Source organism: Haloimpatiens myeolchijeotgali (assembly GCF_042688525.2).
Classification (GTDB): Bacteria; Bacillota; Clostridia; order Clostridiales; family Clostridiaceae; genus Haloimpatiens.
In genome coordinates, this window is the sequence record NZ_JBHWAB010000001.1 from 107,958 (window position 1) to 133,232 (window position 25,275).

The 25,275-nt window shown below is 27.6% G+C and carries 24 protein-coding genes and 9 tRNA genes; 28 read left to right on the plus strand and 5 right to left on the minus strand.

The annotated features are described in order from the left end of the window. The first annotated feature begins 2 nt into the window (after positions 1–2). The 14 genes from ACFIJ5_RS00585 to ACFIJ5_RS00650 all read left to right on the plus strand — a co-directional run bounded on the left by ACFIJ5_RS00585 (position 3) and on the right by ACFIJ5_RS00650 (position 14,424). On the plus strand, positions 3–1,337 hold the full coding sequence (locus ACFIJ5_RS00585; RefSeq protein ID WP_379802698.1) for a replicative DNA helicase: 1,335 nt from the start codon (positions 3–5) through the stop codon (positions 1,335–1,337). Positions 1,338–1,435: 98 nt separating this feature from the next. After that, the gene (locus ACFIJ5_RS00590) at positions 1,436–1,912 is read left to right on the plus strand and encodes a DUF134 domain-containing protein (RefSeq protein ID WP_379802699.1); all 477 of its coding nucleotides are present in this window, start codon (positions 1,436–1,438) and stop codon (positions 1,910–1,912) included. 92 nt (positions 1,913–2,004) lie between these two features. Next, positions 2,005–2,877, plus strand: a complete 873-nt coding sequence (locus ACFIJ5_RS00595) for a DMT family transporter (RefSeq protein WP_379802700.1) — start codon at positions 2,005–2,007, stop codon at positions 2,875–2,877. An 80-nt stretch (positions 2,878–2,957) separates the two neighbouring features. Continuing rightward, positions 2,958–3,033, plus strand: a tRNA-Thr gene (locus ACFIJ5_RS00600). Positions 3,034–3,267: 234 nt separating this feature from the next. After that, entirely contained in the window at positions 3,268–5,412 is a 2,145-nt protein-coding gene (locus tag ACFIJ5_RS00605) for a BglG family transcription antiterminator (protein WP_379802701.1), read from the plus strand. A 21-nt stretch (positions 5,413–5,433) separates the two neighbouring features. Continuing rightward, a complete protein-coding gene (locus tag ACFIJ5_RS00610; protein WP_379802702.1) occupies positions 5,434–5,721 on the plus strand; it encodes a PTS sugar transporter subunit IIB in 288 nt (95 codons plus the stop codon). A 22-nt stretch (positions 5,722–5,743) separates the two neighbouring features. Next, a complete protein-coding gene (locus tag ACFIJ5_RS00615) occupies positions 5,744–6,193 on the plus strand; it encodes a PTS sugar transporter subunit IIA (protein ID WP_379802703.1) in 450 nt (149 codons plus the stop codon). Positions 6,194–6,223: 30 nt separating this feature from the next. Next, positions 6,224–7,558 carry a PTS galactitol transporter subunit IIC gene (locus ACFIJ5_RS00620; RefSeq protein ID WP_379802705.1) on the plus strand — a complete coding sequence of 445 codons (1,335 nt, stop codon included), beginning with the start codon at positions 6,224–6,226 and terminating at the stop codon, positions 7,556–7,558. 411 nt (positions 7,559–7,969) lie between these two features. Next, positions 7,970–10,747 carry a sigma 54-interacting transcriptional regulator gene (locus ACFIJ5_RS00625; protein ID WP_379802706.1) on the plus strand — a complete coding sequence of 926 codons (2,778 nt, stop codon included), beginning with the start codon at positions 7,970–7,972 and terminating at the stop codon, positions 10,745–10,747. Positions 10,748–10,859: 112 nt separating this feature from the next. After that, a complete protein-coding gene (locus tag ACFIJ5_RS00630; RefSeq protein WP_379802708.1) occupies positions 10,860–11,294 on the plus strand; it encodes a PTS sugar transporter subunit IIA in 435 nt (144 codons plus the stop codon). Further along, entirely contained in the window at positions 11,279–11,752 is a 474-nt protein-coding gene (locus ACFIJ5_RS00635; protein WP_379802709.1) for a PTS sugar transporter subunit IIB, read from the plus strand. Before ACFIJ5_RS00630 ends, ACFIJ5_RS00635 begins: the two co-directional genes overlap by 16 nt. A 13-nt stretch (positions 11,753–11,765) precedes the next feature. Beyond that, positions 11,766–12,536 (plus strand): PTS mannose/fructose/sorbose/N-acetylgalactosamine transporter subunit IIC, encoded by a 771-nt coding sequence (locus ACFIJ5_RS00640; RefSeq protein ID WP_379802711.1) that lies wholly within the window; start codon positions 11,766–11,768, stop codon positions 12,534–12,536. After that, positions 12,529–13,347, plus strand: a complete 819-nt coding sequence (locus ACFIJ5_RS00645) for a PTS system mannose/fructose/sorbose family transporter subunit IID (RefSeq protein ID WP_379802713.1) — start codon at positions 12,529–12,531, stop codon at positions 13,345–13,347. Before ACFIJ5_RS00640 ends, ACFIJ5_RS00645 begins: the two co-directional genes overlap by 8 nt. A 30-nt stretch (positions 13,348–13,377) precedes the next feature. Further along, positions 13,378–14,424 (plus strand): SIS domain-containing protein, encoded by a 1,047-nt coding sequence (locus tag ACFIJ5_RS00650; RefSeq protein ID WP_379802715.1) that lies wholly within the window; start codon positions 13,378–13,380, stop codon positions 14,422–14,424. 121 nt (positions 14,425–14,545) lie between these two features. On the opposite strand, the gene ACFIJ5_RS00655 is transcribed toward ACFIJ5_RS00650, so the two are convergent. Beyond that, a complete protein-coding gene (locus tag ACFIJ5_RS00655) occupies positions 14,546–15,214 on the minus strand; it encodes a DUF5661 family protein (RefSeq protein WP_379802716.1) in 669 nt (222 codons plus the stop codon). Between the two features lie 169 nt (positions 15,215–15,383). Here ACFIJ5_RS00655 and ACFIJ5_RS00660 point away from each other — a divergent pair, with 169 nt between their 5' ends. Beyond that, positions 15,384–15,635 (plus strand): DUF3006 domain-containing protein, encoded by a 252-nt coding sequence (locus ACFIJ5_RS00660; RefSeq protein ID WP_379802718.1) that lies wholly within the window; start codon positions 15,384–15,386, stop codon positions 15,633–15,635. Here the strand turns inward: ACFIJ5_RS00660 and pgsA are convergent. Next, complete coding sequence (pgsA, locus tag ACFIJ5_RS00665) at positions 15,603–16,115, minus strand: CDP-diacylglycerol--glycerol-3-phosphate 3-phosphatidyltransferase (protein WP_379802719.1); 513 nt, start codon at positions 16,113–16,115, stop codon at positions 15,603–15,605. The two genes, ACFIJ5_RS00660 and pgsA, sit on opposite strands and share 33 nt — an antisense overlap. A 271-nt stretch (positions 16,116–16,386) precedes the next feature. Here pgsA and ACFIJ5_RS00670 point away from each other — a divergent pair, with 271 nt between their 5' ends. Further along, the gene (locus ACFIJ5_RS00670; RefSeq protein WP_379802721.1) at positions 16,387–17,796 is read left to right on the plus strand and encodes an NAD(P)/FAD-dependent oxidoreductase; all 1,410 of its coding nucleotides are present in this window, start codon (positions 16,387–16,389) and stop codon (positions 17,794–17,796) included. Between the two features lie 119 nt (positions 17,797–17,915). After that, on the plus strand, positions 17,916–19,202 hold the full coding sequence (locus ACFIJ5_RS00675) for an adenylosuccinate synthase (RefSeq protein ID WP_379802723.1): 1,287 nt from the start codon (positions 17,916–17,918) through the stop codon (positions 19,200–19,202). A 66-nt stretch (positions 19,203–19,268) separates the two neighbouring features. Here the strand turns inward: ACFIJ5_RS00675 and ACFIJ5_RS00680 are convergent, their stop codons facing one another. Further along, positions 19,269–19,652 (minus strand): hypothetical protein, encoded by a 384-nt coding sequence (locus tag ACFIJ5_RS00680; protein WP_379802724.1) that lies wholly within the window; start codon positions 19,650–19,652, stop codon positions 19,269–19,271. A gap of 222 nt (positions 19,653–19,874) precedes the next feature. Here ACFIJ5_RS00680 and ACFIJ5_RS00685 point away from each other — a divergent pair, with 222 nt between their 5' ends. Further along, positions 19,875–20,060 (plus strand): DUF1858 domain-containing protein, encoded by a 186-nt coding sequence (locus ACFIJ5_RS00685; RefSeq protein ID WP_379802725.1) that lies wholly within the window; start codon positions 19,875–19,877, stop codon positions 20,058–20,060. A 152-nt stretch (positions 20,061–20,212) separates the two neighbouring features. Here ACFIJ5_RS00685 and ACFIJ5_RS00690 read toward each other — a convergent pair whose 3' ends face one another. Next, on the minus strand, positions 20,213–20,818 hold the full coding sequence (locus ACFIJ5_RS00690) for an ECF transporter S component (protein ID WP_379802726.1): 606 nt from the start codon (positions 20,816–20,818) through the stop codon (positions 20,213–20,215). 267 nt (positions 20,819–21,085) lie between these two features. Here ACFIJ5_RS00690 and ACFIJ5_RS00695 point away from each other — a divergent pair, with 267 nt between their 5' ends. After that, entirely contained in the window at positions 21,086–21,829 is a 744-nt protein-coding gene (locus ACFIJ5_RS00695) for an acyl-[acyl-carrier-protein] thioesterase (RefSeq protein ID WP_379802727.1), read from the plus strand. Positions 21,830–21,955: 126 nt separating this feature from the next. Here the strand turns inward: ACFIJ5_RS00695 and ACFIJ5_RS00700 are convergent, their stop codons facing one another. Further along, positions 21,956–23,185 (minus strand): BaiN/RdsA family NAD(P)/FAD-dependent oxidoreductase, encoded by a 1,230-nt coding sequence (locus ACFIJ5_RS00700; protein ID WP_379802728.1) that lies wholly within the window; start codon positions 23,183–23,185, stop codon positions 21,956–21,958. 440 nt (positions 23,186–23,625) lie between these two features. Between ACFIJ5_RS00700 and ACFIJ5_RS00705 the strand changes: the two genes are divergently transcribed. The 9 genes from ACFIJ5_RS00705 to ACFIJ5_RS00745 all read left to right on the plus strand — a co-directional run bounded on the left by ACFIJ5_RS00705 (position 23,626) and on the right by ACFIJ5_RS00745 (position 25,241). Continuing rightward, entirely contained in the window at positions 23,626–24,432 is an 807-nt protein-coding gene (locus ACFIJ5_RS00705; RefSeq protein WP_379802730.1) for a pyruvate, water dikinase regulatory protein, read from the plus strand. 140 nt (positions 24,433–24,572) lie between these two features. Continuing rightward, positions 24,573–24,647, plus strand: a tRNA-Glu gene (locus ACFIJ5_RS00710). 11 nt (positions 24,648–24,658) lie between these two features. Next, positions 24,659–24,734 (plus strand) — tRNA-Val (locus ACFIJ5_RS00715). Positions 24,735–24,741: 7 nt separating this feature from the next. Then, positions 24,742–24,818, plus strand: a tRNA-Asp gene (locus ACFIJ5_RS00720). Positions 24,819–24,822: 4 nt separating this feature from the next. Further along, a tRNA-Thr gene (locus ACFIJ5_RS00725) sits at positions 24,823–24,898 on the plus strand. 15 nt (positions 24,899–24,913) lie between these two features. Next, positions 24,914–24,988: transfer RNA gene (locus ACFIJ5_RS00730), tRNA-Glu, on the plus strand. Between the two features lie 12 nt (positions 24,989–25,000). Continuing rightward, positions 25,001–25,076 (plus strand) — tRNA-Val (locus ACFIJ5_RS00735). A gap of 7 nt (positions 25,077–25,083) precedes the next feature. Continuing rightward, positions 25,084–25,160: transfer RNA gene (locus ACFIJ5_RS00740), tRNA-Asp, on the plus strand. Between the two features lie 5 nt (positions 25,161–25,165). Beyond that, a tRNA-Thr gene (locus ACFIJ5_RS00745) sits at positions 25,166–25,241 on the plus strand. The last annotated feature ends 34 nt before the right edge of the window (positions 25,242–25,275 follow it).

Genomic DNA, 25,275 nt, shown 5'->3' on the forward strand with positions numbered 1-25,275 from the left:
ATATGGAAATGCCTCTTAGAAGTTTGCCAAACAATATAGAAGCAGAACAAGCTGTTATAGGTTCTATGCTCATTGATAGATCTGCTATAGCAGAAGCAGCAGAAACATTATCTAGTGAAGATTTTTATAAAGAATTTCATAAAACTTTATTTAATGCTATAGTAGAGTTATTTGAAAAAGATACACCAGTAGATATGATAACATTAATTGAATATTTAAGAGCTAGTAATAAGTTAGAAAAAGTAGGAGGTATAACGTATATTACGGAGATAAGTAATACAGTACCTACTACTGCTAATTTAAATTCACATATAAAAATTGTAAAGGATAAATCTATATTAAGAAAATTAATAAGATCATCAACTGAAGTAATAGAACAAAGTTATACAAATCAAGATAGTGTTGAAGGTGTTTTAGATTTAGCTGAGAAGAGAATTTTTAATATAGCAGAAAAAAGAACTGTAAGTGATTTCGAACCCATGAATAAAGTTTTGGAGAGGGGATTTTTAGAAATAGAAAGACTCTTCAACAATAAGGGAGAAATAACTGGTGTACCAACAGGATTTCCAGAATTGGATTCTAAAACTTCTGGTTTTCAAAAGGGTGATATGATATTAATTGCAGCAAGACCATCAATGGGTAAAACAACATTTGCATTGAATATTGCTCAGTATGCAGCACTTAGAGGTGCAAAAAGTGTAGCCGTTTTTTCTCTGGAAATGTCAAAGGAACAACTCGCATATAAACTTTTATGTTCAGAAGCAAATGTTGATATGTTGAAACTTAGAACAGGCGAATTAGAGGACAAGGATTGGGAAAACATAGCTAGAGCTTCTGGACCGTTAGCTGCTGCTAAAATATATATAGATGATACAGCAGGAACTTCAGTTATGGAAATGAGATCAAAATGTAGAAGATTAAAAATTGAACATGGAATAGATTTAATAGTTATAGATTATTTACAGTTAATGAGTGGAAGTAGTGGATCAGAGAGTAGACAGCAAGAAGTATCTGAAATATCAAGATCTATAAAGGCATTAGCTAAAGAAATGCAGTGCCCTGTTGTAGCACTTTCACAGTTATCTCGTGCACCAGAACAAAGAGCAGATCATAGACCAATGCTTTCTGATCTTAGAGAATCTGGTTCTATTGAACAGGATGCTGACGTTGTTATGTTTTTATATAGGGATGAGTATTACAATAAAGAAACTGAAGATAAAAATGTGGCAGAATGTATAATTGCAAAACAAAGAAATGGTCCTACAGGTACAATTAAATTAGCTTGGTTAGGACAATATAGTAAATTTGCAAGACTAGATGTTGTACATCAAGAATAGAATTGAATAATTTCATTATAAAACAATAAAAATAATAAAAAGCAGCTTTGCTGCTTTTTATTGCAAATAAGCTTAAACTAGAATTAGGAGGTTAGTATATGCCAAGACCACGAAAATGGAGAAAAGTTGGATATGTACCAACAAATAATGTTTTTGGTCCACTGCAGTGTGGCAATTCAAATAGAGAAGTAATAAATATGGAAGTAGAAGAATTAGAGAGTTTAAGACTTATGGATTTAGAAGGATATGATCAAATAAAATGTGCACAACTTATGGGGATTGCCCGATCAACTTTTCAGAGAATATATAGTTCTGCCAAAGGAAAGGTAGCAGATAGTATTGTAAATGGAAAAGTATTAAAAATTGAAGGTGGAAATTATACTCTAAATATATGTAAAATGGTATGTAAAGACTGCGGATATGTATGGGATGAAAGTTTTGAAAATGTAAATAATGAAAAAGTTGTTTGTCCTAAATGTGGATCAGAAGCAGAAGTAAAATGTGACTGCAGTATAGATGAAAGTGGTATTTGTCACAGATGTAGAAGGGGTAGAGGAAGAGGTTGCAATTTATAATACATAAATTTAATTTTTGATTTTATTAGTATGCTGTAAAGGCGTGCTAATTTTTTATAATATTAAACAGAAGTATTTGCTATTGACATAATATGGAGGGGATTATAATAAAAAAAGGGTATATATATGCTATAATAGCTCCAATTCTATTTGGAAGTGCAGGATTATTTATAAAATTAGGATATGGAACAGGTTTAGATTCCATAAGTATATTAACAGTTCAATATATATTAGCTGTAATATTGATGTTTATTGTAATATTAATTAGAAATAAAAAAGAACTAAAAATAAGTAAGAATAAATTATTTAACTTAGCTATATTGGGGATAGTGGGAAATACATTTATGTCGATTTTTTATTATAAAGCTTTTGAGTATCTGCCAGTGTCCTTAGTTACAATATTGCTTTATACTTATCCAATAATGGTATTTATATATTCATGTGTATTTAAAAAGGAGAAGATTAGCTCTAAAAAAATATTAGCAGTTGTTTTAGCATTTATTGGATGTATGTGTACTTTGGATTTTTTTCATGGAAAAATACAATATTCTATGATAGGTATAATTTTTGGTATTTTATGTGCAGTGTTTTATGCTTTTATGAACATCTATACAGAATCAAAATTAGAAGATATTCCACCATTAATCATAAATGCATATTCTACGTTATTTGCACTTATAACAATACTGATATATAATCCACCAGTTTTTCTATTTAAAACTAATTTTAGCTTTGAAAGTTTATTTTATATATTTATCTTAGCAGTTGTTTGCGAAGTTATACCTCTTACTTTATTATATTCTGCAATAAGATATATAGGTTCATTGAAGGTCTCAGTTTTAGGAAACTTAGAAATACCTAGTGCAGTATTATTATCATTTATATTTTTAAAAGAATCTATTTCACCTATTCAAATATTAGGTATGGTTTTAGTTATTTTTGCAGCTATATTAATTAAAAAATAGCCAAAATACAATGAAAAATTTACCACAAGGTTTGTTGAAAAAAATTACTTTATATGATAAAATATTCTAGAAAAATAAATGCTCCTGTGGCTCAGTTGGTAGAGCAACTGATTCGTAATCAGTAGGTCGGGTGTTCGAATCACCTCGGGAGCACCAAAAGGGTATAAAATGTTTATTTAGAAAGACTCAGACTATTTTTAGTCTGAGTCTTTTTAATAAAAGAAATTTTTTTATTTAAATTTAATTCTTTATAACTTTTGAATGTGTATCTTTACCATTAAAATTTGATTTAATAGTTCAATATTTCCTCAATAAGTTGACAAATTATAGATGCTCAATCCATTTCGATAAAGACAAATAAATATTATACTAATACTAAGGAGGAAAAAAATGAATCTAAATAAACTTTCAACTGCATTATTGATAGAATTGGTTAATGCCCGTTCTTATGTAAAGGTTTCCCAATTTGCTAGTAAATACAAAGTAACTAATAGAACAATAAGATATAATTTAGAAAAAGTTGAAAAATTTCTTTTAGCTAATGGATTTGACTATTTAGATAGACAACATATAAAAGGTGTAAGAATAATAAAAAAAGACGATAAGTTAAAAAATTTTGTTAAAAAATTTAAAGGTGAGTATACACCGTATAAATATATTTATTCTAAGGAAGAAAAATTTAAGATAATAATAACAAAATTATTAGAAGCAGAAAAACCTATTAATCTTGGATATTTCCAAACAAAATTTTATATATCTAAAAATACATTACTTAAAGATTTATTGTTAGTAGAACAGTATCTAAAAGATAAAAAACTTTCATTAATAAAAAAACCTAGAGTTGGTTTGTATATAACTGGTGAAGAGAAAGATAAAAGGACTGTTCTTAATTCTTTAATTTCTCAAACTGTATCTTTAAAAGATATATTCAGTTATATAAAGAGAAATGAAACATTATCAAAGATAAATAATTTTCAATTTGAAACTCTTTTTTCTAATATAGATATTGAATTTATAAACAATATAATAGTGGAAATAGAGCATAGTCTCAAAAGGGAATTTAATGATGAAGCGTATGGAAATTTAATTACTCATATAGCTATAATGATAAAAAGAATTCAACTTTGTAAAAAAATATATCTTCCAGAAGTGGATATTGAAAGTATATATCATACAAAAGAATTTTCAATAGCAAAGAAAATTGTAGTGAAAATAGAAAAACATTACAAAATCAATGTTCCAGCAGAAGAAATTGGATATATAACTTTAAGATTTTTAGGTGCAAAATTCACAAAAGATTATCAAGTTTTAAATCAAAATGATTTATTTATTCTTCGCGAAATTGCTGAAAAAATGACTAATGAAATGGAATTAATTTACAATTTTAAATTTGGAAAAAATAAAAATCAATTAATTGATGGATTACTTATTCATTTAAGACCAGCAGTATATAGAATAAAATTTAACTTGAATTTAGAAAATCCTATGTTTGATGATATTGTACAAAAATATAAACAATTATTCTTAAATACAAAATATGCAGCAAGACATTTAAGTGAATATATTGGCAAAAATATAAATGATCAAGAAATATCATATATTGCTCTTCATTTTGAAGCTGCAATAGAAAATATACAATCGCATAAAAATTTAGTACCAAGAGTAATAATTGTTTGTAGTACTGGTATAGGTACTGCAAAAATGTTAGCAGTTCAAATTAAAAAGGCTTTTAATATTGAAATTGTTAATACAGTATCTACAAGAGCAATATTAAAAATAGATTCTAATTGTTATGATTACATAATTTCTACAATAGATATTCCTGAATTTCCTATTGAAAAATATATAAAAATAAATGCTTTATTAACAAAATATGACTATGATAAATTAGGTAAATATTTAAATGTAAATATGAACATTATGAATGCTAGTCAATATACTAAAAAAGTAAATTTATTGATGAATGCAGTATCAAAGCAATGTGAAATAAAAGATTCATATTTGCTCCAATATGAATTTATGAAGATTCTTTTAGAAGATGAAGAATCAATTGTAGGAGAAGAAAAAATAAGATTGCAGGATTTATTAAAGTACAATAGTTTACTATTAAAAGAAGAGTGTAGAGATTGGAAAGAAGCTATAATGTTAGGTTCAAATGTGCTTGTTAAAAATAAATCTGTAAGAAGTACTTATGGGAAAGCAATAGTAAAATCTATAGAAGAATTGGGGCCTTACATGGTTATAGCACCTGGAGTTGTACTTTCACATGGGAAACCTGATGAAGGAGCTTTAAAATTATCAATGAGCCTTGTTACACTAAAACAAGGAGTAGACTTCGGAGATGATTTTAAAAAGAAAGTTAAACTTGTAATAACTTTAGCTGCTGTAGATAAGGAAAGCCATATTAAAGCTTTGTCACAACTTATGGAACTTGTAAAGAGTAAAAGTGACGTACAAAAAATTATTGATTCTAATAATAAAGAAGATGTAATTAAAGTTATTAAAAAATATTCTATATTAAATGTAAACTTTTAAATATTTTAGGAGGAGATAAAAATGAAAAAAGTATTAATAGCATGTGGTGCAGGAATTGCAACTTCAACGGTTGCTCTACAAAAGTTAAAAAATGCTCTAGAAGAAAGAGGATTAGTAAGTAAAGTAACATTATCACAATGTACTGTGGTTGAACTTGCTAACAAAGCAACAGACTATGATTTAGTTATTACTACAACAAATTTTTCACAAGATGTTGGAGTACCAGTAATAAAAGGTCTTTCATTTATTACAGGAATAGGAATGAATAAAACTATCGATAAAGTTATTGAAACTCTTGGCTTAAATTAATGGACAAAAGGAAGTGTAAAGAATGAAAATTCCAATACATAAAGAATTAATTTTTTCAAATCAATGTTTCGATTCAGATATTTCAGCATTAAAGTTTTTATCGGACAAGCTATTAGAAAAAGGTTATGTAAAATCGTCATACTTTGATGCATTAGTAAAAAGAGAAAAAGTATTTCCTACTGGTTTAGACTTTATTAAATATGGGGTAGCTATTCCACATGCTGATGCTGAATATATCAATAAATCAGCTTTAGCCATAGCAACTTTAAAAGAACCCGTAATATTTAAAAATATGGAAGATAAAAATAAAGAAGTAAAAATTAATTTTATTTGTATGATAGCTCTTAATGAAAGAAATCATCAAGCTACATTCTTATCTGATTTAATTGGCACTATGTCAAATGAAGAAAAAATGAATGCTATATTAAATGGTGATGAAAAAACAATAGAGGAAATTATTAGTAACATATAATTTAAGAAAAACATAAGAGGAGGATTTCAAATGGAAGTATTAAATTACATCGTTGCTTTAGGACCAAGTGTTATGATGCCTATAATATTTACAATATTTGCTTTATTTTTAGGTGTAAAATTTGGTAAAGCACTAAAATCAGGACTTCTTGTAGGTATTGGTTTCATAGGATTAAGCTTAGTAATAGGTCTTTTGACTGACAATTTAGGACCTGCAGCACAACAAATGGTTAAAAACTTTGGACTTCATTTAAATGTAATTGATGTAGGATGGCCTGCAGCGGCTGCAATAGCCTTTGGGTCAAAAGTTGGTGCATTAATTATACCAATAGGTCTTGCTATAAATGTATTTATGTTATTAACTAAAACTACTCAAACTGTAAATATAGATATATGGAATTATTGGCATTTTGCTTTTACTGGTTCAATAGTAGCAGTTCTTACAAACAGCTTAGGTTGGGGAATGTTTGCTGCAATTATTAATATGATTGTAATTATGATTATAGGTGACTTAACAGCCAAAGGTGTTGAAGAGCAATTAGGTCTTGAAGGTGTGTCTATCCCCCATGGTTTTTCAGCTTCTTTTGTGCCAATAGCAATTATAATAAATAAATTATTGGATTTTATACCAGGAATTAATAAAGTAAAAATAAATGCTGAATCACTTCAGAAAAAATTTGGAGTATTTGGAGAACCTGTTTTTCTTGGAACTATGGTTGGTGCAGGACTTGGAATAATAGCAAAATATGATCTTAAAGGTATTTTAACATTAGCTATTACAATGGGTGCAGTACTTGTTTTAATACCTAAAATGGCCGCTTTACTTATGGAAGGGCTTATGCCGGTATCAGAAGCTACTCAAAATCTAATTGAAAAGAAATTTAAAAATCATGGTAAATTATACATAGGTTTAGATTCTGCAGTTAGTATAGGTCATCCAACAACACTAGTGGTTTCTTTAATTCTTGTTCCAATTACATTGTTACTTTCTGTAATAGTACCTGGAAATGGGTTTTTACCTTTTGCAAGTTTAGCAGGACTTCCATTTATGTTTGTATTAATTGTTCCTGTAACAAAAGGTGATGTTTTTAGGACATTTATAGTAGGGTTAGTAATAATAATTTGTGGAATGTTAATTGCAACAAATTTAGCTCCATTATTTACACATGCAGCTAAAGTAGTTAAATTTAGTATACCAAAAAGTTCAACATTAGTTTCAAGTCTAGATTATGCGGCAAGTCCATTGCCATGGTTATTAGTTATGTTATTGAAGTTTAAATACATTGGAGCGTTAATAATATCATTATTAACTGGAGTATTTATGTTATTCAATAGAAAGAGAATTTTAAAAGAAGAAAATAAATAAGGGTAGTATAAATTTAAATATTTGTTAAAAACATACATAGTTTTATGTAAATAAAATTTATGTATGTTTTTTTATTAGAAAAAATTTTAAAGAATATCTAAAGAATTGCATAGTCTGTGTTATTGTTGTATGCTAGGAATTAAAAAAGTCTTTGATGAATAATATGAATAACTACTCGGGTTAGTTCAGCCTGAGTTTTTTATAGTTTTATGGTAAAATGAAATAGAATATGACAAAATAGTACTGTATTTTGATATTTTAAAGAAAAGATATATAAGCTAATAATAGGTTGGATTTTACGTAATTTATTAAAATAATTCACATATCTTATAAGTTTCATCAAATCATATTAAAATAATAGAGTAATCTCCATATACATATAATAGAATACAATTAACAAAGGAGGAAAAAATGAAAAAGGAAGAAATCTTAAATTATATAAATGAAGTAACTCAAAAATTAGAATTTCATCCAGAGGAATATGAGATTTTTACAGCAAAATATATAAGTGAAAAATTTAATTTAAGTAGAAATACAATTAGTCAATATTTAAATGAGTTTGTTCAAAAAGAAAAACTTATAAAAGTTCAAACAAGACCAGTTTATTTTTTTCATAAAAAGAGTTTAGAACATAAGTATAATATTTGGTTAGAATCAAAGGTATATGAAAGTTTAGAAGAATTAAAACAAAATTTTATAAAGCAGGAAAAAAAATTAGTGAATTTTGAAAAAGCAATTGGATTTCAAGAAAGTTTGCATTATGCAATTGAGCAGTTAAAAGCAGCAGTTAATTATCCTGCAGATGGATTACCGGTATTGTTAAATGGTCCTTCAGGTTCTGGTAAGAGTTTTTTAGCACAACTTATGTATGAATATGCAATTGATAATAATATTATTGAAAAAGAAAGTCCTTTTATTGTTTTAAATTGTGCTGAATTTGCAGATAATCCAGAATTATTAACATCAAATTTATTTGGTCATGTAAAAGGTGCTTTTACAGGTGCAGATTCAAATAAGATAGGGTTAATTGAAAAAGCTAATGGAGGCTTTTTATTTTTAGATGAGGTACATTGTTTAAGTGCTAAAGGGCAAGAAAAATTATTTCTTTTTATGGATAAGGGTAAATATAGAAGATTTGGAGACAATTCTAAATGGTATAATTCTAATGTTAGATTTATTTTTGCAACTACTGAAAATTTAGAGAAAGTTTTGTTGAAAACGTTTTTGAGAAGAATACCTATAACGGTTCAAATTCCTTCTTTAAAAGAGCGCTCACAACAAGAGAGAAAACAGATGATTTATTCTTTTTTACTAGAAGAATCAAAACTAATAAAAAAGAATATTGCGATTAGTAATCAGGCTTTCAACATAATGTTAAGTGTTGGTTTTACTGGAAATGTAGGGGAGTTAAAAAATTGTGTAAAACATACTTGTGCAAATGCATATATGCATCAAGAAAAGGATTGTGATGTTTTATCAATACATATGAATCATTTACCTAATGAATTATTTTCAAGTATATATTCACAAAATTTGGAATTTAATTCATTTAGAAACGAACAGGAAATAATTATAATTAATCAAAAAAAATCTATACAATTTGATAAAACGAGATGTGATAGATTGAGGGAGTTATATAAAAAAATTATTATATGTTTTAATAATTTTGATCAAGAAAAAATTGATTTAACAATTTTTGTTAATAAAAGCTTGGGATATATTGATGAATATTATGATTATCTTATTTTTAGAAATAAGGATAAAAGTTTGAATGCTAAATTTGAAATTATTAATCATGTGTTAAATAATATTTTCAATATGTTAGAAAATAAGTATGGAATTCAAATTTATAATAATATGATTATAGCATTATCAGAATATATACTAGAATATGATAATATCAGATTTTATTTAAATATTGAAAATTACTTTAAGAGAAAAGATATAACGAGAATAGTTAATTTTCTACAGATTAATTTTCAAAAAGAATATATGATTACAATGGAGTTAGTAGATTTAATTAAAAAAAATATTGATGTAGAATTTGATACTGTAGATTTGATAATATTTATTTTAAATATTAAGTCTGTTACCAAAAATATTAATGTAAATAAGACATTAGGGGTGGTTTTAAGCCATGGATATTCTACAGCAAGTAGTATTGCAGATGCTACTAACAAACTAATTGGACAGTATGTATTTGAAGCTATTGATATGCCTCTTGATGTTTCAACAGAAACAATTCTTTTTAGATTAAAAAGATACTTAAATAGAATGCATACTTTTAAAGAAGTTATTTTATTAGTTGATATGGGTTCTTTGGAAGATATTTATAAAGGACTTGAAATATTTGAAGATAGAACTATTGGAATTATTAATAATATTACTACAAAATTAGCACTAGATATTGGATTTCAAATAATACAAGAAGAAAGTATAGAGAATATTTTAAACAAAGCCAGCAAAAACATATATTCATCTTATAAAATTATTTATCCTAAGGATAAAAATAATACAATATTAACGGTTTGTGCAACTGGAATAGGTACTGCAGAAAAATTTTCAGAGTTATTAAAGACTAGTATTCCATCAAAAGTTGATTTGCAAATAATAGCATATGACTATAAAAAGTTATTAGATAAAGATAAAAAGCAAGAACTTTTTGATAAATATAATATTGAACTTATTATAGGAACTATAAATCCTAATATGGAAGGTATCTCGTTTGTAGGAATTGAAGATATTATTTCTGGAAAAGGAATTGAACAATTAAAACAAGTGTTAATAAAATATTTGAGTGAAGAAGAATTAGAGATGTTAAACAAAAATATAGTAAAGAACTTTTCACTTCAAAATGTTTTAAATCATTTAACCATTCTTAATGCAGATAAAATTCTTGATTATATTGAAGAAGCATTAAATAAATTACAAGTTATTTTAGAAAAGAGATTAAATAATAAAAGCATTATAGGATTGTATATTCATTTGAGCTGTTTAATTGAAAGGTTAATTATGAAAAATCCTATAAAGACATATTCTGATATTGATAATTTTAAAATTAAACATAAAACATTTATAGAAAAAGTAAAAGATAGTTTTAGTGTCATAGAAAAAGTATATAGTGTCGAAATCCCAGAAACGGAAATTGGATATATTTATGATATTATTTCTAATGAATGTGATATTTAAGGATTAATCTTTTAGAAAAAAGCGTGTTAGAGTATCGACAGATATTTTGGCACGCTTTTTGCTGTATATAAAGACATAAAGAAAAAATTAATATAACGAGGAGAGAATAGACATGAGAACTTATATTTTAGCATCGCATGGAAAATTAGCAGAAGGTATTTTAAGTTCTGCTGAAATGATTATTGGAAAACAGGAAAATGTAAAAGTTTTTTGCTTAAAACCAGGAGAACATCCTCAGAATTTTGCTGAAGATATAAAAGAAATGATAGCACAAGATCCTAATAGAGATTATATAATTATCACAGATATTGTAGGAGGAAGTGTTTATACTGCATTATCACAACTTATTAAGTGTGAAAGAGTGTATATTGTTTCTGGTATGAATTTATCTATGGTTTTGGAATTGTTTTTAATTAGTGAAACAAGTTCAATACAAGAGGGAATAAGAGAGGTATTAGAAAAATCTAAAAAAAGTATTGTTTTTACAAATGATTTGGTTAAACAAAATTATGAGGAAGGGGGTAAAGAAGAATGGTTAAATTGTTAAGAATTGATGATCGTCTTTTACATGGACAAGTTGCATTTGCGTGGACTAAATCTTTGGGAGTAGATGCTATTGTTGTTGTAAATGATGAAGTAGTAAAAGATCCATTAATAAAAATGAGTATTAAAATGGCAGCACCACCAGAAGTAAAGTTAGCTATAAAATCAATTGATGATGCAGTAAAGTTATTAGAACATCCTAAAACTCAAGATATGTCAATATTTGTTGTTGTAAAAAATACTAAAGATGCTTTAAGACTTTCACAAAAAACGAAAACGATTCAACATATTAATGTTGGAGGAATAAGAAAAGAAGAAGGAAAACAAATGTTAACGAGAGCTGTATTTATTAATGATGAAGATATTCAAAGATTTAACAAACTTATTGAAATGGGAATAGAGGTAGAAATACGTCAAGTTCCAACAGAAAGTAAAAAGTGTATTTGTGAATTATTAAAATAAAGGAGGAGAAATCATGCTCGAAGCTTTTTTAATTGGTTTAATTAATATATTTGGGTATTGTGATTATTTCTTTGGAGGAATAATGATAAACAGACCTATAGTTTTAGCACCATTAGTAGGATTAGTATTAGGTGATTTACAAACAGGTATTATGATTGGAGCTACATTAGAATTGGTGTTTATGGGAGTTGTTACAATAGGTGCAGCTACACCACCAGATACAGTAACAGGTAGTGTATTGGGTACAGCATTCGCTATTATGACAAAAAGTGGTCCAGAGATAGCATTGGCATTAGCATTACCTATAGCTATGTTATCACAAGCAGCAAAAATAGGAATTAATATTCTTAGAGCAAGTTTTATGCCTAAGGCAATAGCTTATGCTGAAGCTGGAGATACCAAAGGCATGGAGCGAATACATTGGATTTCATATGCAATAATGTTAATAACAATGGGTACTATTGCATTTGTTTCTATATTAATTGGTGCAGATGCTATGAAGATGTTTGTAAATAGTATTCCGAAAGTTATTTTAACAGGAATGAAAGCATCAGCAGGATTATTACCAGCAGTAGGATTTGCATTACTTATTAAAATGATGATTTCAAAGAAGTTAGCTGTATTTTATTTCTTTGGATTTGTTTTAGCAGCATATTTGAAATTACCAATTATGGGAGTAGCATTATTTGGAATTATTGTTTCTATAATATTAGTATTTCTAACGGATTCAAAAGATAAAAATGTTGTTGAAAAAAGTGAAGAGGAGGTGCTTTTTGATGACTAATAATACGAATATTTCACCAGAGGATAAAAAATTATTGAAAAAAGTTTTTAGACGTTCATTTACTTTAGAATGTTCTTTCAACTATGAAAAGATGCAGGCACTTGGTTTTGCATATTCTATGATTCCGGTTATAAATAAATATTATAAAAATAAAGAAGAAAAAGCTGAAGCATTAAAAAGGCATATGGCATTATTTAATACAACACCTCATGTTTCTTCGTTTATAATGGGAATGGCAGCATCTATGGAGAAGCAAAATGCTGAAAAAGGTAATGTTGATACGTCTTCAATTAATGCAGTTAAAGTTGGTTTAATGGGACCTATGGCTGGGGTAGGAGATTCTTTCTTTTGGGGAACATTTAGAATCATTGCAGCTGGTATTGGTGTTCAATTAGCACAACAAGGAAGTGCTTTAGCACCACTTATGTTTTTATTATTGTTTAACATACCACATATTATTGTTCGTTATTTTGGTACATTTTTAGGGTTTAATTTAGGAGCTAAATTTTTAGAAAATGCATATGAAAGTGGAACTATGAATAAGATTTCTAAATCAGCAACAATAGTTGGTTTAATGGTCGTAGGAGCTATGACAGTTTCAATGGTTAATTTTACAACACCATTTGTAGTTAATTTAGGTGGTGCAACTGTAAAATTGCAAGATATATTAAACCAAATACTACCAGGAGCATTGCCTTTAGCTTTAACATTTTGTTGTTATAAACAACTTGAAAAAGGAAGGAAAGTTAATGTTGTATTAGTAGCTATATTAATTTTCGGTATTATAGGAAAATTTATAGGCATATTGTAGAAATGGCATATTATGAAGGAGAGACTAAATATGAATATGTATGATTATGTTAAAGAAACACCAGAGGTATTAAAATATATTATTTCAGAAAGAAAGAAAATATTTAAACCATTAGTTGAAAAAATATCAGAAAAATCATTTGATGAAATTGTATTTATAGGCTCTGGAACATCTAATAATGCAGCAGTTACAGCAAAATATTTTATAGAGAAAGTTTTAAATGTAAAAGTAAGATGTGAATTTCCAAATTTATTTAAGAATTATGAAAATATACTTAATAAAAATGCTCTATATATTGCTATATCACAAACTGGACAAAGTCGATTAACATATGAAGCATTATCAAAAGTTAAGGAAATGAATTTAATAAATTTTTCAATAACATCAGATTTAAATAGTTCTATTTCTAAATTAAGCGATGTATCATTAGATATGAGTTGTGGTGAAGAAAAAGTTATTTATAGAACAAAAGGATATAGTTCAACTTTAATAGATTTGTACTTATTAGCTTTAGAATTAGGTTTAACACAAGGTAAAATAAGTGATAAGGATTATAAAGAATATGTTGAAAATTTAGAAGAAATATCTAATAATTTTGATAAGTTAATTGATATATCTAAAAAATGGTATGAGGATAATAAGCAGGCGTTGATTTCCAGAAATAATATATTTATTATTGGAACTGGACCAAATTTAGGAACTGCAATTGAAGGAAGTTTGAAGATAGTTGAAACAGTTAAATGTGTTACTAATAATTATGAATTAGAAGAATATATGCATGGGCCTCAAAATGCTTTGTCAGATGAAGCATGTATGTTTATTATTGAATCAGAAGATGAATCAAAAACAAAATCTCAAATATTAGATAAATATTTAAAAACAAAGATAAGTTGTTCTTATTTAGTTGGAAAAGAAGGAGATATAAAATTACCTTGTGTAGGAAATAAATATTTTAGTGCATTAGAATTAGTCATACCTTTTCAAGTTATTTCACATTGTCTGTCAATAGATAAAGGGATTGATTTAGCTAAAAAAAGATTCCCAGATTTTGATGAATTTGTTGGGAAAAAAATATAAAATTAAATGTTTATACAAAAAGACTCAGTCTAATTTTAGGCTGAGTCTTTTCTAAGTTTTGAAAATAGATATTTTAGAGTGAGTTTAGTAAAATATATGTTCATCTATAATGACACAAGTTTTAATTATTTTTCATTTTACTTTGTTTCAATAGTTGGGATTGCCCTGTTTTTTCCCATTGTTCTACTTGTTCTATGGCTTCTTGAGGTTTTTTACCTAATCCTACTAAAACTCCTGACAAAATAAATTCTTGAAATAGATGCTCTAAATTTATTCCTTCGTTATATTCTGCTAATGCACGTTTAACTAAAGGTTCAATATACATTACCCATTGGTCTGGTGTATAGTCTTTTGTATTCATTACATTCCAATATGCATTTGCTTCTTCTTCAAGCTTTGTAAGCCTAGTATAGTAATCAGGAAATTCTCTTAAATGTGCTAATGCTATTTTACCTGTAATAACAGGATTATCTTCTGTAACATTAGTAGGAAAATATTTTCTTCCATGTTCTAGTTCAGTATCCAATCCTATTTTAAATTGTTCTAAGTCAAATTTTTCTTTTGTAAAATCAATACCAAGTTGCTTTGCAATTTCCATTGATTCTTCAGTTGTAAAGCTAGTTTTGGGCATAATAGTTGAATCTTTTGCTGTAGGGGTGGTGTGTATTAACCGATTATAAAATAATTCATCATTTTTTTTATTGGATATACTATTATTGATTAATTCTAAAGATTTTTCTAAAGAATTATTAGATGTTAAAGGATACCTAATATATGGTTCTGAATACAACGATATTCCTCCTAAAAATAATTTAATCAATATTAGTATATGTTAGACTGTGAAAATATGACAAAAGTATAACTTAAGATGTTTATAAAAGAATAAAAAGTACTATAATTATGATATTATAAATATTGTAAGTTATTAATTTTATATGTTAGAAAGGAGTTATTAAACTATGAAAGGTGTAATAGATAGATTTGAAGGACAATATGTTGTAATAGAAAAGGATAACGGGGATATCATTGATATATGCAAAGATGAAATACCACAAGATGCTAAAGAAGGTGATGTTTTAAATATTGATAGTACTATAACAATAGATTATGAAGAGACAAAAGAGAAAAGAAGAAATAGAAAAATTGACACAAGATATATGGGAAGAATAGTTCTTATGTTAATTTTTCAATTTTCTATTATAAAGTACTAGGTAATTAACAAAAGCAATTAATGCACTTATAACAGAAATATATATTAATAGCTTTCCAAGTATTTCGTTAAAAGTCAATGTAAAGATAGAGATGTAAAATAAAAAAGTAGAAAGTTTTCCAAATGTATTTGAAGGAATAACCATGTCTTTGTTGTATAATAATGTTCCACCAACTATCATAGCTAATTCTTTAAAAATAATTATTAAAAGTACCCATAAAGGTATATAATTTTTTATTACTAAACATGTCAATACAGTTATTAACATCAATTTATCAGCTAAAGGATCCATTACAATTCCCCATTTTGTTATTAAGTTATATTTTCTTGCAAGATATCCATCTAATATATCTGTAAAGCCAGCAGTTAAAAATATAAGTATTGAATATAGTAAACTATTATTAGTAGTAGAGAAAAATACTAGTATAAAAAATGGAATTAAGAAAAATCTAATTAGAGTTAAGACATTAGGGATATTCATTTTTTCACATCCTTTAACATTGATTAATAATATTATTCCCAAGTGTAAATTATATATTTATATAGAATAATACGATATTAAATTTTAATAATTGGATAACTATTTTTTCTTAGCTATACTTAATATTATATAAGATGAGTAAGAACAGTCAAATAGGTAATTTAAGACATAATATAAATACGAATTATTTAATAAAAAATAAATAAATTATTCGTAAAAACTATTGACTCTATAAAATAGCTTTGGTAGTATAAACATGGAGGGGATACGCTTGAAAAATAATTATGATATTATTATTATAGGTGCAGGTCCAGCTGGAATATTTACTGCACTAGAAGTTACAAAACTAAATTCTAAATTAAATGTTTTAATAGTAGATAAAGGAAGAAATATAGAAGATAGAAAGTGTCCCGCAAGAAAAACTGGTAAATGCATAAACTGTAATCCATGTGGTATAACATATGGATGGTCTGGAGCGGGAGCGTTTTCAGATGGTAAACTCTCATTAAGTCCAGAAGTGGGAGGAAGATTACTTGAATATTTTTCAGAAGATAAATCAAGAGAGTTAATAAAATATTGTGATGATATATATCTAGATTTTGGAGCAAATAAGGAAGTTCATGGCTTAAATAACGAAAGAGTAGATGAAATAAAATATGAAGCAAGCAAATATAATATAAAACTTGTAGAATGTCCTGTAAGGCATTTAGGAACAGAACTTGCTTATGAAGTTTTAAAGAAAATGTATTATCATTTAATGGATAATACTAATACAGAATTTGAAGAACTTACAGAAGCGTCAGACATAATTGTTGAAGATAACAAAATTGTAGGAGTAAAGCTTAAAAATAAAAAAGAAGAAAAGGTAGTAAAAGCTAAATATATAATTGCAGCACCTGGAAGAGGCGGTGCAGAGTGGCTTTCTAAAGAATCAAAAAAATTAAATTTAAAAGTAACTAATAATGCAGTTGATATAGGAGTTAGAGTAGAAGTTCCTAATTCAATAATGGATCACTTAACAAAAGATTTATATGAAGCAAAACTTGTTTATTATTCTGATACTTTTGATAATAAAGTTAGAACATTTTGTATGAATCCAGGTGGAGTTGTATCAGAAGAACATTATGATGATGGGAAAATAGCTGTGGTAAATGGACATAGTTACTCTGAAACAGAACTTAGAACTGAAAACACTAATTTTGCAGTTTTAGTTTCAACTACTTTTACTGAACCGTTTGATCAGCCTATAGAATATGGTAAATATATTGCAAAGCTTGGTAATATGTTGGCAGATAATGAAATAATGGTTCAAAGACTTGGTGATTTAGTAAGAGGAAGAAGAACTAATGCATCAAGAATTAAGAAATCTACAACTACTCCAACACTTAAGTCTGCTGTTCCTGGAGACTTGAGCTTTGTATTACCACAAAGACATTTAGTGTCGATAGTAGAAGCATTAAAAGCTTTTGATAATATAGCTCCAGGGTTATATAGTAAAAATACGTTACTTTATGGAGTAGAAGTTAAATTCTATTCAAGTAAGTTTGATACTAATGATAATTTTGAAACACCTATACAAAATTTTTATACAATAGGTGATGGAGCAGGTATAACAAGAGGACTTATGCAAGCATCAGCTACAGGAGTTGTTGTTGCTAGAGATATTGTAAGTAAAGAATAAAAATAATTTTATTTAAAATAAATGTATATTTATTATTAAAAAATAAGTGTATAATTGTATAATGTATATGAAAAATTTTAATAATCTCTTAATAGAGAATAGGAAAGTGAGGAGTTTAAATGTCTTCATTTATAGTATTAGGTGCTCAATGGGGCGATGAAGGAAAAGGAAAAATGACTGATTACTTAGCAGAAGATGCTAATGTAGTTGTAAGATTTCAAGGAGGAAACAATGCAGGACATACTGTAGAAGTAGGAGATAAACAGTATAAGCTACATTTAATACCATCAGGTATATTATATGACGATAAAGTAAACATAATAGGAAATGGTGTAGTTTTAAATCCTGAAGCATTATTCGAAGAAATTGAATATCTAGAAGGATTAGGAGTAAAAATAACACCAGAGAAATTATTAATAAGTGATAGAGCTCAAGTAATAATGCCATATCATAGAGCATTAGATGGAATGAAAGAAAAAGTAAGAGGTAAAAATGATATCGGAACTACAGGTAAAGGTATAGGACCTTGTTATACAGATAAAATGGAAAGAAGCGGAATAAGAGTTTGTGATATTTTAGAAAAAGATACTTTTAAAGAAAAACTAGAAGCTGCTCTTTCAGTAAAAAATGAAATAATAACAAAAGTTTTTGGTGGAGAAGCTCTTGATTTTGATAAAATATATAAACAATATTTAGATTTTGCAGAAAGAATAAGACCTTTTGTTACAGATATATCTGTAAAAGTTTATGACGAAATTAAAGATGGAAAAAATGTATTGTTTGAAGGTGCACAAGGTACTTTACTTGATATAGATTATGGAACATATCCATATGTAACTTCTTCAAATACTATAGCTGGTGGAGTTTGTACAGGTGCAGGAATAGGACCAACTATGGTCAATAGTGCAGTAGGTATAGCAAAAGCATATACAACAAGAGTAGGAAAAGGACCTTTCCCTACAGAACTTTTTGATGAAATGGGTCAATGGTTAAGAGATAAAGGTCATGAATATGGAGTTACAACAGGAAGAGCAAGAAGATGTGGATGGCTTGACCTTGTAATATTAAAAAGTTCAGCAAGAGTATCAGGACTTACTAGTTTTGCAGTAACAAAAATAGATACTTTAGCAGGACTTGATAAGATAAAAGTATGTGTAGGATATAAATTTAACGGAAAAGTAATAGATTACTTCCCAGCAAGTCTTAAATCATTAGCACAATGTAAACCTGTATATGAAGAATTCGACGGATGGGATGAAAGTATTGCAGATGCAAGAAGTTACGAAGAACTCCCAGAAAATGCAAAAAAATATTTGAAGAAGATAGAAGAATTTACAGGCACTAAAGTTTCAATAGTATCAGTTGGTCCAAGAAGAGATCAAACTATAAAAGTAAGTGAATTATAATAAATAATATATAAAGCATATAACTAAATATTATTAAAAAAGGTATAGGTTTAAAAACCTATACCTTTAAATTTCCTCAATATATTCTTCATCTTCTTTATTAGAATTGCTTTTCCATATGTTTCTTGTACCGTACATAATTAAGATAATAATTACGAACTTAATTAATGCAGATATATAATTGTGATTTATTATCCTAGTAAATAAATCAATGATTGAAATAAGTAAATAAGTCCATATTGACCATCTCTTACAAAACAAAATTCCTATAGAAGATATTATGGAAAATACATATATTCCTATAAATAAACTAATATTGAAAGGATTTAGAGTATTTTTTGATATAAAAGCTCCTAATACAAAAAAGAATAAGGCAATTGAAGTAAAGATAATAGAAAGTATAAAATAAATTTTAACAATTAAATTTAATTTTTTTGTTTGTTGTTTCATTTAAGTTAGCTCCTTTTATTATTGGTATATTGAAAATTATACTATAGTTAGCTTAAAAGAATCTTAAAAATAAAATATTTCTATTATATAAAATAATTTCAATGAATACTTAAACATAAAGTTACATAACTTAATAGAAATTTTCAAAAATAATTTTGAAAGTATATATTTGTAAAAAAAATTATGATAAAATGAAAACTGCAAGGAAAAGAGGTGATATATATGAAAATAACAAAGGATATGACAATAGGTAAAATAGTTAGAGAATATCCAGAATCAGTAGAAATATTAATGAGTTTTGGAATGGGATGTGTAGGATGTCCATCTGCTCAAGCTGAAACACTTGAAGAGGCAGCTATGGTTCATGGAATGGATATAAACAAGTTAGTAGAAGCTTTAAACAAATAGTGTATAAAAAGTGAATCAAATATTTATTTTGATATTACTAAGAAATTGTGTGATTTTTATACATGTTTAGGAATTTATTTTTAATACATAAGCTGTTGACAAATACATGTTGTCAACAGCTTATTAGCATTTTATATATAATAATTTTCACATTATTTTTTTATCTTTTTAATAGCTAATACAACAGGAATAGTTATAAACATTGCTACTATAGCTTCTGGTATACCGTTACCTGCTGCTATACCTAAAATTGTTTTACCAACTAGACTAGGATCCATATGTTTTGCTTGTGCAAAACGAGCTGCATATAAAACATAAATCATTCCTAAAACTCCAATAGTATTAGTTAGTGAACCGATGAAAGCTCCTACTCCTATTTTTACAGGATTTTCTTCCTTCCCAGGGAATATTCTATAGCAATAGTAAGAAGTAATTCCTATTATTACTCTTGGAAGTACAGATACTAAAGGATTTATTAAAGCGAATGATAATAAAGAAGGTACAGCCATATTTTGAAATATACTAAAAATACCAAAGATAAGACCTATGGTCATACCTACTACAGGCCCTTCTAGTATAGCACCTATAATTACAGGTACATGCATTATTGTAGCTTTGATACCTGGAAGAGGAATGAACCCATATCCAGTTAAACCAAGTACTATAGAGATAGCTGAAAGCATCCCTATTGTAGTAAGTTTTCTAGTTTTTGTCGTTCTGTTTGATAAATTCCTATTAGTTGAAGAATTGATATTCATACTATTAACCTCCGTTCTTATTCCTTTAAGGATACAAGACGAACTTGTTCTTATGATCCTTTATGGTTTTATTGTTCGGTTTCTTTATAAAGAATACCGATCAATTATGTATTTTATCATTTTTTTTATTTAAAAAAAATACTTTTTTAAAAATTTGTTAAAAAAATAACTAAACTTTTTGAATATATGTAAGATTTTTATATGAATATTTTATTAAATTTGGTATTATAATGTATATAGCTTCTATTAGTGAGGGGAGAGTATGGTATGTTAAGTGTAGTTACAGAAAAATATTACAATATCCATTATTATGAAATTGATTATAAAAATAGAGTACTTATTACAAATTTAATGAATTATTTTAGTGATATTGCTATTCAGCAAATTCAAGATATAAATATGGGGTTAGATTTTCTCAAAGAAAAAAAGATTGCATGGGTACTCTATAAATGGGATATAAAAATACATAGATATCCATTATACAATGAAAAAATAAAAGTAAGAACTTGGGCTTATGGACTTAAAAAATTTTATGCTTATAGAAAGTATGAAATAGTAGATAGCAATGGAGAAATAATAGCTGAAGCAGATTCTATATGGCTTTTAATAAACATTGAAAAAAGAAAACCTATTAGGATTCCTGATTTTATGTATGATGCTTTTAATATATCAAAGGTGGAGCAAAAAAGCCTAAAGATAAGTAAAATAAAAAAATTAGATAGAATAGATACAGAAGCAAGATTTAATGTAAGGTATAGTGATATTGATACTAATAAACATGTCAATAATGTAAAATATGTAGCATGGGCAATAGAAACTGTACCAAAAGATATAGTATTGAAATATGAATTAAAAAGAGTAAAGGTTAAATATGTAAAGGAAGTTGAATATGGAGTTGTTGTAAAAGTGCGTACTCAAATTATAGAAAAAGAAAATGAAGTTATTTGTATACATAAAATTCAAGATAAAAATGAAAATGAGCTTACAGTACTTCAGACAGAATGGAGATAGAGAAGATTTTTAGTTTTAAGTAAAGTTTTTGTTTCATTTAAGGTTTAGAAGTTTTTATGTAGGGGGTAGAACCGCTTAACTCACCTCCTGTAAAGGAGGGAGTCTTAACGGTGAAATCACATAAAACTATCGAGATACATGTTTACCTACAGTGAATCCTGAACTCCATGCCCATTGAAGATTAAAGCCACCGCAGTCACCATCTACATCTAAAATTTCTCCACAAAAATATAAGTTAGGCATTATTTTTGATTCTAAAGATATATTATTGACTTCAGTAGTATCGACTCCTCCAGCAGTTACTTGTGCATTGTTAAAGCTATTTGTACCAATAACTTCAAAGATCCATTCTTTTAATAAAGAAAATATATTATTTTTTTCTTTCCAAGTTAAATCTAGACAAGGCTTATGTATATCATTAACACCAGCTTCTTTTAAAATTATAGGTATTAATTTTTTATTTAGTATTCCAATTAATGAATCATGTACACTTCTATAATTAAACATACCCCAATGATTTTCTAGAAAATCTACTAAATTTTCTTTGCTTAATTTAGGCATAAGGTCAATTGATAATTTTACATTGTCTCCTTTTTCTATATAGTAAGAAGCTATTCTGCTAAGTTGAAGAATAGGGGGACCAGATATACCGTAGTTTGTAAACAGAATTTCTCCAAATTCTTTTCTTAATGAAGAGTTGTTTACAATAACTTCTGCAAAACCATCAAATTTAATACCAGCCAATGCTTTTAAGTGTTTATAGTTAAGTTTTAATTGAACTAGTGCAGGGATAGGTTTGATTATATTATGACCTAACTTTCTGATTAATTTAAATGCAGAACCATCAGAGCCTGTATTAGGATATGATTTACCGCCGGTAGCTATGATCAATTTAGTACATTTAAATGTTTCATCTGAGTTAGTATATAGTTTAAATCCTTTTTTAGATTGCTGTATTTCTAATACTTTTGTATTTAAATATATAGGTATATCCTTTTCAGATAATGATAGGCGTAGAATATCTAATACAGAAGATGCCTGTAAAGACATAGGATACATTTTACCATTTTCTAAAGTTATAAGGGGTAATCCTAAAATATTAAAAAAATTAATAGTATCTTTATATGTAAAACTTTGTAATACTTTTTCAAAAAAATTTTGATTACTGCTGTTATATTTTGAAATATGAATGTTTTCGTTTGTTATATTACATCTTCCGTTACCAGTGGTTAAAATTTTTTTGCCTATTCTGTTTGAGCCTTCTAAAATAGCAACATCACAGCCCATATCTTTAGCAGTTAAGGCTGCCATTATCCCAGAAGCACCACCACCAATAACTATAGTATTATGTTTCAAAACAAATCTCCCCTTTAAATGTATTCTCTTCAATATATTCTACCTTAAATACATAATTTTTAATAGTAACTACTTTAATTTCTATAGGATAAAAACAAAAGTTATGTTAGATAGTTATATATTGTGTAACATAGATATAGAGTAAAAAGTAAAAAGTATAAAGTAGAAGGTACAAATAATGAAAATTTTCAAAAACAATCTTTTGAAAATCGAGTAATTATAAATTAAATAAAGTTTTTCTGTAAGAAAAATATTAGTATTTGTTTTTGAAATTTAATAGATGTAAAATTTGAAATAACTAATTTATTTTCATATATTAAAAAAGGTTTGATATAATTTGAATATAATCATTATGTAGAAAAATAATATTATTTATTGTGGAAATTTGAATAAGTAAAGTATAAAAAGGAAAATTAAATAATAAGAAAGAAGGTGTTTTTATGTTAAAAATATATGCAGTTTCTGATTCTATTGGAGAAACAGCAGAGCAAGTAGCAAGAGCAACTGCCAGCCAATTTAATTCTAAAATAATGGTTAAAAGAGTACCCTATATAAAAAACACAGAAGAAGTAAATAAGTTTATGAATAGTATAGAACACCCTCAAAATAGTATGGTTATATCAAATATAGTAGTACCTGATGTAAGAGATTTTTTAGTTCAAAGATGTATTGAAAGAGGAATAATAATAAATAATGTTTTAGGTCCATGTATTAGTATGGCATCTAAAGCTTTAGGAGAAAAACCTCAATATAAGCCAGGAGCAGTTTGGAATATAGATAATGAATATTATAATAGAATAGAAGCTATGCAATTTGCTATGCAATATGATGATAGCAAAAATGTTGAAGGGATAAAAAATGCAGATATTATCATAATAGGGCTTTCTAGAACATCTAAAACAGCATTATGCATGTATTTATCTAATAAAGGAATTAAAGCCTTAAATGTTCCATTAATGCCAGAAATTAAAGTACCCAAGGAATTATTTGAAGTAGATAAAAAAAAGATAATAGCATTAACAGTAAACCCTATAGAATTAATAGAAATTCGAAAACATAGGTTACTAAAGTTTAATATGCAGCAGTACCAAATTAATTATGCTAATCCTGAGAGGGTTTTAGAAGAAATGGAGTATGAAGATAAAATAATAAAGCGATTAGGATGTAAAACTATAGATGTTACTCAAAGAGCTATAGAAGATACTGCACTTATAATATTACAAACGTTAGGATATACTGATAAATAATATAAATGGCATAAATACTAGTGTTTTAAGAAAAAATAAAAAAAAATTAAAAAAAGTTGTTGACATATGAAGAATAATCTTGTATTATATTACTTGTCAGCTCGAGAGACCAAACAAAAAAAGCTGATAAAACTTAATAAGGCTCCTTGGTCAAGCGGTCAAGACACCACCCTTTCACGGTGGTAACAGGGGTTCGATTCCCCTAGGAGTCACCATTTATTTATATGGGCGCATAGCTCAGCTGGGAGAGCATCTGCCTTACAAGCAGGGGGTCACAGGTTCGAGCCCTGTTGTGCCCACCATATAAATGGCCCAGTGGCTCAGTTGGTTAGAGTGCCGGCCTGTCACGCCGGAGGTCGAGGGTTCGAGTCCCTTCTGGGTCGCCATTTTGCTGGCATGGCTCAATTGGTAGAGCAGCTGACTTGTAATCAGCAGGTTGTAGGTTCAAGTCCTATTGCCAGCTCCATTAAAAACTTAATAAGGCTCCTTGGTCAAGCGGTCAAGACACCACCCTTTCACGGTGGTAACAGGGGTTCGATTCCCCTAGGAGTCACCATTATATTTATATGGGCGCATAGCTCAGCTGGGAGAGCATCTGCCTTACAAGCAGGGGGTCACAGGTTCGAGCCCTGTTGTGCCCACCATATAAATGGCCCAGTGGCTCAGCTGGTTAGAGTGCCGGCCTGTCACGCCGGAGGTCGAGGGTTCGAACCCCTTCTGGGTCGCCATTTTTGCTGGCATGGCTCAATTGGTAGAGCAGCTGACTTGTAATCAGCAGGTTGTAGGTTCAAGTCCTATTGCCAGCTCCATAAAACCTGAACTTAATGTTCAGGTTTTTTTATT

Coding starts and splice junctions, on each gene's coding strand:
- ACFIJ5_RS00585 (WP_379802698.1), top strand. CDS start 3: ATGGAAATGCCTCTTAGAAGTTTGCCAAACAATATAGAAGCAGAACAA.
- ACFIJ5_RS00590 (WP_379802699.1), top strand. CDS start 1,436: ATGCCAAGACCACGAAAATGGAGAAAAGTTGGATATGTACCAACAAAT.
- ACFIJ5_RS00595 (WP_379802700.1), top strand. CDS start 2,005: ATGGAGGGGATTATAATAAAAAAAGGGTATATATATGCTATAATAGCT.
- ACFIJ5_RS00605 (WP_379802701.1), top strand. CDS start 3,268: ATGAATCTAAATAAACTTTCAACTGCATTATTGATAGAATTGGTTAAT.
- ACFIJ5_RS00610 (WP_379802702.1), top strand. CDS start 5,434: ATGAAAAAAGTATTAATAGCATGTGGTGCAGGAATTGCAACTTCAACG.
- ACFIJ5_RS00615 (WP_379802703.1), top strand. CDS start 5,744: ATGAAAATTCCAATACATAAAGAATTAATTTTTTCAAATCAATGTTTC.
- ACFIJ5_RS00620 (WP_379802705.1), top strand. CDS start 6,224: ATGGAAGTATTAAATTACATCGTTGCTTTAGGACCAAGTGTTATGATG.
- ACFIJ5_RS00625 (WP_379802706.1), top strand. CDS start 7,970: ATGAAAAAGGAAGAAATCTTAAATTATATAAATGAAGTAACTCAAAAA.
- ACFIJ5_RS00630 (WP_379802708.1), top strand. CDS start 10,860: ATGAGAACTTATATTTTAGCATCGCATGGAAAATTAGCAGAAGGTATT.
- ACFIJ5_RS00635 (WP_379802709.1), top strand. CDS start 11,279: ATGGTTAAATTGTTAAGAATTGATGATCGTCTTTTACATGGACAAGTT.
- ACFIJ5_RS00640 (WP_379802711.1), top strand. CDS start 11,766: ATGCTCGAAGCTTTTTTAATTGGTTTAATTAATATATTTGGGTATTGT.
- ACFIJ5_RS00645 (WP_379802713.1), top strand. CDS start 12,529: ATGACTAATAATACGAATATTTCACCAGAGGATAAAAAATTATTGAAA.
- ACFIJ5_RS00650 (WP_379802715.1), top strand. CDS start 13,378: ATGAATATGTATGATTATGTTAAAGAAACACCAGAGGTATTAAAATAT.
- ACFIJ5_RS00660 (WP_379802718.1), top strand. CDS start 15,384: ATGAAAGGTGTAATAGATAGATTTGAAGGACAATATGTTGTAATAGAA.
- pgsA (WP_379802719.1), bottom strand. CDS start 16,115: ATGAATATCCCTAATGTCTTAACTCTAATTAGATTTTTCTTAATTCCA.
- ACFIJ5_RS00675 (WP_379802723.1), top strand. CDS start 17,916: ATGTCTTCATTTATAGTATTAGGTGCTCAATGGGGCGATGAAGGAAAA.
- ACFIJ5_RS00680 (WP_379802724.1), bottom strand. CDS start 19,652: ATGAAACAACAAACAAAAAAATTAAATTTAATTGTTAAAATTTATTTT.
- ACFIJ5_RS00685 (WP_379802725.1), top strand. CDS start 19,875: ATGAAAATAACAAAGGATATGACAATAGGTAAAATAGTTAGAGAATAT.
- ACFIJ5_RS00690 (WP_379802726.1), bottom strand. CDS start 20,818: ATGAATATCAATTCTTCAACTAATAGGAATTTATCAAACAGAACGACA.
- ACFIJ5_RS00695 (WP_379802727.1), top strand. CDS start 21,086: ATGTTAAGTGTAGTTACAGAAAAATATTACAATATCCATTATTATGAA.
- ACFIJ5_RS00705 (WP_379802730.1), top strand. CDS start 23,626: ATGTTAAAAATATATGCAGTTTCTGATTCTATTGGAGAAACAGCAGAG.